Here is a 6,240-nt window from a genome sequence, read left to right on the forward strand (position 1 = left end):
TGTTCTCGAAGCAGACTGTGTTTCACTATCGTGTGTAATCCATCTGCAGACAAATGTTTCCGTACAAATCCCAACTGCTTTCCTAAGTAAAATAATAGTGTGGCGATAGTCTACGAAAAATTAATTCCTAGATCACCTATGAGCCGCTAATTTACTGGATATTTTTTAATGGCGGGAATTGCTGGTTTCAATTGCAAATAACAAACAGTCCGGCCACGAATGAAATGAGCAAACTGCCATTGTACAATAGCTCTTTTCTATTAGGTAAAAACAGTGATTGGTCAACAAAAATCAAAAAAAGAAATAAATTATCCAGACTTTAAAAATACCGAATGATAAGTTTTTTTTAAAATTGTAATAGTTACAAAGTATTGTTAATAGCATAAAGGGTCGCGCTACCTCGTGAAAGATTCCGGGACGTCCCAGTCTCCGAAATCGACTCGCCAACGCGCGAAGCTAAAGGCCGCGAGCGTCTTGTTTCCGGCACGTTTTCTCCCAAAGAACTTCCCTATAATCCATTGATTAACATGAAATTTTCTTAAGCTCAAAACCAAGATTTTTTGCACGGAAACTTAGATTTTTTATCAGGCGATCCCGATATTGGTTTTCATAGTAATCTTGTCCCACTTCATTATATTCAATATGATTTTTAATCATTTCAAACATAATAATTGCTATTTTATGTGCAGTAACAGTTATTGCTTGAGGAGTGCCTAATCGCGATTTTAATCGACGAAAAAATGCACCTAGGGCACTTTCATTTGAATGTAGTGTACTAGCCGCTATCTTTAAAGCAGATGCAGCATTATTTGAAGTACGTTTACTTTTTCCCCCTAATCGCTTCCCTCCAGACACTTTATTTCCCGGACATAAACCAAGCCAGGAAGCAAATTGTTTTGAACTATTCCACCGATTTAAATCCAGGCCTATTTCCGAAATAATTTTTAATGCTGTTGAGGCTTCAATGCCAGGTATTGCAGTTAAATCAACTCCAGCAATGCGAATTAAATGTGAGCTTGCATCAAAAGATAACTTGTTTTTAGAACCTGAGCCCGATTTTCTTTTTTTATATCGTCTATCACAATAACTTGCTAATATCATTGCATCTCACTCACCTGAAACAAGGGATCGAATGATTCTCATGCCTGTATCACCTGTGATGTCACTCAACACATTATGGATCTGCATATTCATTTGACTGAGCGCCTTTTGCATCTGTTGGATATGGGTTGATGCTTGTTTAATTAACATAGCACGTTGGCAAATGTAGGTTCTCAATGCACATATCTGTTCATTAGGACGAAATGCGCCGCTTAATAGTCCATAAGTATGGATTGTTGAAGCCATTGGCAATCTAACACATCAGTTTTGCGCCCACTAACATTTTTCACATGACGGGCATCAACTAATTTCACATCAAAACCACGTGACTCAAGTAATTCATAAAGTGGAATCCAATATACTCCTGTTGATTCCATAACGACTGTTTCTATGCCACATTGCTCTAACCAGTCAGAAAGCGCTATTAAATCTGTCACTTGCAGAAGACGATGACAATAGCCAGAAGTCATTGTCAGTGGCTATCAGAATAAATTGTTTGTCTTTTGAAGGAACATTGACTATGTACTCCAAAGATTTATTAATTTTTCTAGTGAGTTGGCATTTGGGGTGATCAGCTGTTTACCCTTTGCCTCCCATAGTGTGACAGAGGTCACGCTGACTCCAATATGCTCAGCAAATGCTTTCTTTGTGCATTGAAGCTCGATACGTTTTTGCAAAATAGAGTCCCCAGTTAGTTTTTTAGGAAATTTTGAAGAACGTGTTGGGCTCTTCTTGGGAAGGGTTTCAGGCGTTATCACTTCATCTGCAGAGTCAAGAGCAAAGAGATTGGAAAATGCTTCATCACTCATGCGCTTTCTACGGCTTTGTGTTGTGGAAATTACAGAAGTGATGGCTTGTTCAATATCAATGAACTCCTCAAAATTAACACCACGTAATTTAAACAATTGTGCTGGATCTGCATCTAATCGAGAGCCTACACCATATAACACTGCGGCTACATGTTTGCACATAGTTGCCCAATCAGGACAATTGCATTGTAGAGTGAGCTCATGAGTCAAAGGAAATAGACCTTCTTTGGGATGAACTACCACTTCCATTACACCACTGGAAAGTTTTCCAGACAATAAATCCAATAAGGAGCTTACTTTCCCTTGACACGTTTTTTTAATATGTTCCCATTTTTCCCGTACAAGGGGTTTGATTCCAATTGTAACCTGATACAGTGAGCTTCCTGAAACAATGGCATGAACCTCACCTTCACTAATCTCAAGATGACACACAGAGCCATTGCGAACATAGGTACGCCCTCGAGGTAATCGATTATCAAAATCACAGAAAGATTCCATGTGTTCACACCATCCTTTCCCCCAGAATGATCGTGCAATGGTGCGACCCTGAATTTCAATGGGTTGAATATTCTGACCTTTTTTAGCTAACTTAGCCATTTTCTTGGCGGCATTTGCGCGTCTTTTAGCGACTGGAACATATGGGGCCCATCTCATACAAACATTTTCTCCTCTATCATTTGATTCAAATCAAGACGAACTAAATCAAGCAATTGCTGATTATCCATTTCAGTTAATAAGCTTTCGCCATTCACTTGAAGCACATCGGTTGCTAATGATACTTTTTCGGTAATCAATCGATCAATCTTTTCTTCAATTGTGCCTTTGCAAATCATTTTATGCACCAAGACATTGCGTTTCTGACCAATGCGAAAAGCACGATCGGTTGCTTGATTTTCAACCGCAGGATTCCACCATCGATCAAAATGGATAACATGGTTTGCGGCTGTCAGATTTAATCCCGTTCCTCCCGCCTTTAAGGATAAAACAAAAAAAGGAGGGCCTTTTTCATCTTGAAATTTATCAACAAAGTGTTTTCTTTTAGCTACAGGAGTGCCTCCGTGTAAAATCAGGCCAGGTTCACCAAAACACTTCTCTAAAAATTGTGCTATTGGAGCCGTCATTTCCCGATATTGGGTAAAAACCAGCACTTTCTCTTGTCTCGCGGCAATCTCATTACATAAATACCTCAGACGATCAAATTTACCACTTCGTTGTTCATGATAATCTTTATCGCCCAACAACTGTCCAGGATGATTGCAAATTTGCTTGAAGCGCATCAAATAAGCCAGAACTAGTCCTCGACGCTGAATACCGTCTTTAGAATTTTCTAAAGTACGAGCCATGTCATGTACTGCTTGAGTATACAATTTCAATTGCTCTTTAGTTAATTCACACCATACATTAACTTCAGTTTTATCAGGTAAATCGGCAATAATTGATTTATCAGTTTTTAAGCGCCGTAACAAATAGGGTTGAACTAATTGACGTAATTGAGCATAAGATGATTTCTTGTTACTTTCTATAGTTTTAATGAATTGTTTAAAACGATGACTGGTTCCCAAAAGACCTGGACAGATAAAATCATACAAGGACCAAAGATCGCCTAATCGATTTTCAATCGGGGTTCCAGTCAGCGCAACGCGCGCATGGCCTTTTAAGGTTTTAGCCAATTTTGTTTGAATGGACATTGGATTCTTAATCGCTTGGGCCTCATCTAAAATGATCAAATGCCACGATGTCTCACGCAGCCAAGGTTGACGTTGTAATGTACCGTAGGTAGTGACAACAACATCCAAAGACGAGAGTGTTTCTGAAGTAGGCTTACTCACGCCATCAAAAGCACTGTGATAAAACAATGGCTTTAGGGATGGTGCAAAACGCTGCATCTCCGTGCGCCAGTTATCTAGAAGTGAAGCAGGTAAAATAAGTAAGCTGGGTTGGTTTAACTGCTTTTTCTTTTGTCTGAGTAATAAAGTAATTACCTGTAGCGTTTTTCCTAAGCCCATATCATCAGCCAAACACGCACCCAATCCAAGCTCCGTTAGGAAATCGAGCCAGTTGGCGCCGATTTCTTGATAAGGTCTTAAAGTAGCCTTTAATTCCCCATCTAATTCCTTGTTTTTTAAGGTTTCAGGGTGACGAATTGTTTCAAGTAATGTCGACAAAGTATCACTAGCTTGAACCATCGACCATTCGTGTAAGGTGTTGGTATGTTCTTCGGAAGTTAAATCCACACTCATTCCAGCTAATAAACGCATGCCTTCGGTAAAAGATAATCCATCACCTACTTTTTTCTGAACCAATTCCCAATGCGACAGTGCCTCTTTTAGTTTTTCCGCATCGATTTCCACGTATTGCCCGCGAAGCAAGATGAGTCCTGTTTCAGATTGGTAAATAGCCTGCAACTCTTCTTTGGTTAGTGGCTCACCATCTAAAGCAACCGTGACATTAAAGTTTAATAAGGAGTCTGCCGACAACAGCGCGCTTTTTTTGCCACCGATATTGACTTGCACTTTAGGTTTTGGACGTTTTTTCCACCAATTGGGGCATTTCACCATAAGTCCTGCTTCTTCAAGTTGCACAATGGACTGCAGTAATTGATATGCTTCTGCAGGTGTCCATGCCATTGGGTGATAAACATCATGACTTTCTAAAATTTCACGTACCCATTCACAGTGTATGGCTGCTTCATGAATCGGTTTTAATAAATGATATAACGCGGTTTTATTGTGATGTCCCGCATATTCCTGGAGTGCGTGTTTCAGCGGTTTATGTTGCATTTCATGAGAGTGGGCTAACTGTGTTGCATAAGTAGCCATAAAAGCAAAAGGGTAGTCTTCATCTTGTTTATTTTCAGCCAAATGAAAACACACACGCCCTAATGGAAGCCACGCTGGCAAATGTTTTTTTAAAAAACCAGCTACACCATCCTTATGAGATGACACTTTTGCACAACACCATGTATCAAATGAGGACCATATTGACCTTAATACGTCTATGGTTACATATTCGCCGCCTGGCATGGGTGGTACTTTTAATACCCAGTGCTGCAACGCTTCTTCGGAAGGCAAACCAATATTTAATGCTTTTGATATATCGTAAGCTTGTTGTGATAATTGCTCCACATACATAGCCACAAATTCTCGCCAATAGGTAAGTGCTAATGACCAATCATCTTCTATTTTAGATGTCACTAGGGCAAACAAGCCTTCTTCAGGTGAATTTGCAAAAGCATCGACGAAGTGAGATTGTGCTATATAGGCACATGGAGTTTGATTATTGGTATGATGCACAACATGCAATATTCCAGAAGGCGATACAGAGAGTGTGGCTGTCTTTTTTTGTTTTTCAGCGTTCATCATCAATCACTGTTTCTGTTGAGTGCATATGATTACCTTATGATTTACGTTTTTTAACAGTTCTTTTGATTTTGAATAGTGCAAGATTCATTTCATAAGTTGTTTCGGTGTCAGTAATTTCCAAGTCATCTTCTGGGATAATTAAATCCGCGATTAAATTACCAGTATGCTCCATCAATTTTACATCCAGCAGCTCGAAGCGCTTTTTCTTGCAAAGAATAGTCTTGATCGATGCTTGATACCCATGCATATCCATAGCAAGCCATAAATTTGTTCCATTAGAATCTAGAAGAGCAAATGATAATGTACCAAAACAAACAAATCAATTCTATCGGAACAGAATTTCTGTTCCATCTAAGTATGATCTAATAAAACAATAAAAAACCGACTCATCCAATCGCGCGCTCAAAAGTTCTTCTTCTCTCAGTAGGAGATTGATAATCAACCTGCGCTAAAATTTTTTTATTGATCATTTCCTCGCCGAATTCTATTGCCAAAATTGCTGCTTTGGCCAGTAGCGTCATCATCTCACCAATTGTGCCTTCGCTTTTATCCAGTAGAAAACGCATTAGGTCCGAATTGATCAATGTTGACAGTTTTCGCAATGGAAAAGAAGAAGTAATGCTTGTAAGAAGTGATGCAAGCTCTTCATCTTTCCCGTATGGATGGAATCACACAGCGGCAACGCTTCCGATAAAAAGGTACTGCCTGGCGGTGCGGCAAGGATGCATGAATTTTGTAGGCAACTTGAAGCCGCACCCTTATTCTTGTATGTAGGAGACAGTGCTTTTTATGAGCGGTGTGTCAGCGAGGAGGTTCCATTTTTTTGGCTGTCTCGTGTGCCCGAGCGGCTGAACGAAGCGAAAAGACATCTGGATTTGCCCGAGGAGGAGTGCGGCTGGAGCGCGTTGGGCAATGGGTATCGCTATACGCCACTAAAGGATGCGGGGTATGGTGGGGTAGCCCAACGG

The 6,240-nt window shown here is 40.0% G+C and carries 6 protein-coding genes; all 6 read right to left on the reverse strand.

What is annotated here, in order from left to right:
• Positions 1–522 precede the first annotated feature (522 nt).
• Positions 523–1,101: a transposase gene (locus ACQY7T_RS02725; RefSeq protein ID WP_428411182.1), complete on the reverse strand. Its 579-nt coding sequence runs from the start codon at positions 1,099–1,101 to the stop codon at positions 523–525.
• Between the two features lie 212 nt (positions 1,102–1,313).
• Positions 1,314–1,571, reverse strand: a complete 258-nt coding sequence (locus ACQY7T_RS02730; protein WP_428411183.1) for an IS110 family transposase — start codon at positions 1,569–1,571, stop codon at positions 1,314–1,316.
• Between the two features lie 48 nt (positions 1,572–1,619).
• Complete coding sequence (locus ACQY7T_RS02735) at positions 1,620–2,564, reverse strand: SWIM zinc finger family protein (protein ID WP_428411184.1); 945 nt, start codon at positions 2,562–2,564, stop codon at positions 1,620–1,622.
• Entirely contained in the window at positions 2,561–5,272 is a 2,712-nt protein-coding gene (locus ACQY7T_RS02740; RefSeq protein WP_428411185.1) for a DEAD/DEAH box helicase, read from the reverse strand. The genes ACQY7T_RS02735 and ACQY7T_RS02740 overlap by 4 nt, the downstream gene beginning before the upstream one ends.
• Before the next feature lie 34 nt (positions 5,273–5,306).
• Entirely contained in the window at positions 5,307–5,525 is a 219-nt protein-coding gene (locus tag ACQY7T_RS02745; RefSeq protein WP_428411186.1) for a hypothetical protein, read from the reverse strand.
• A 133-nt stretch (positions 5,526–5,658) separates the two neighbouring features.
• Positions 5,659–5,838: a hypothetical protein gene (locus tag ACQY7T_RS02750; RefSeq protein WP_428411187.1), complete on the reverse strand. Its 180-nt coding sequence runs from the start codon at positions 5,836–5,838 to the stop codon at positions 5,659–5,661.
• Positions 5,839–6,240: the final 402 nt, after the last annotated feature.

Origin of the sequence: Legionella sp., from assembly GCF_965140895.1 — a bacterium.
Lineage (GTDB): Bacteria > Pseudomonadota > Gammaproteobacteria > Legionellales > Legionellaceae > Legionella.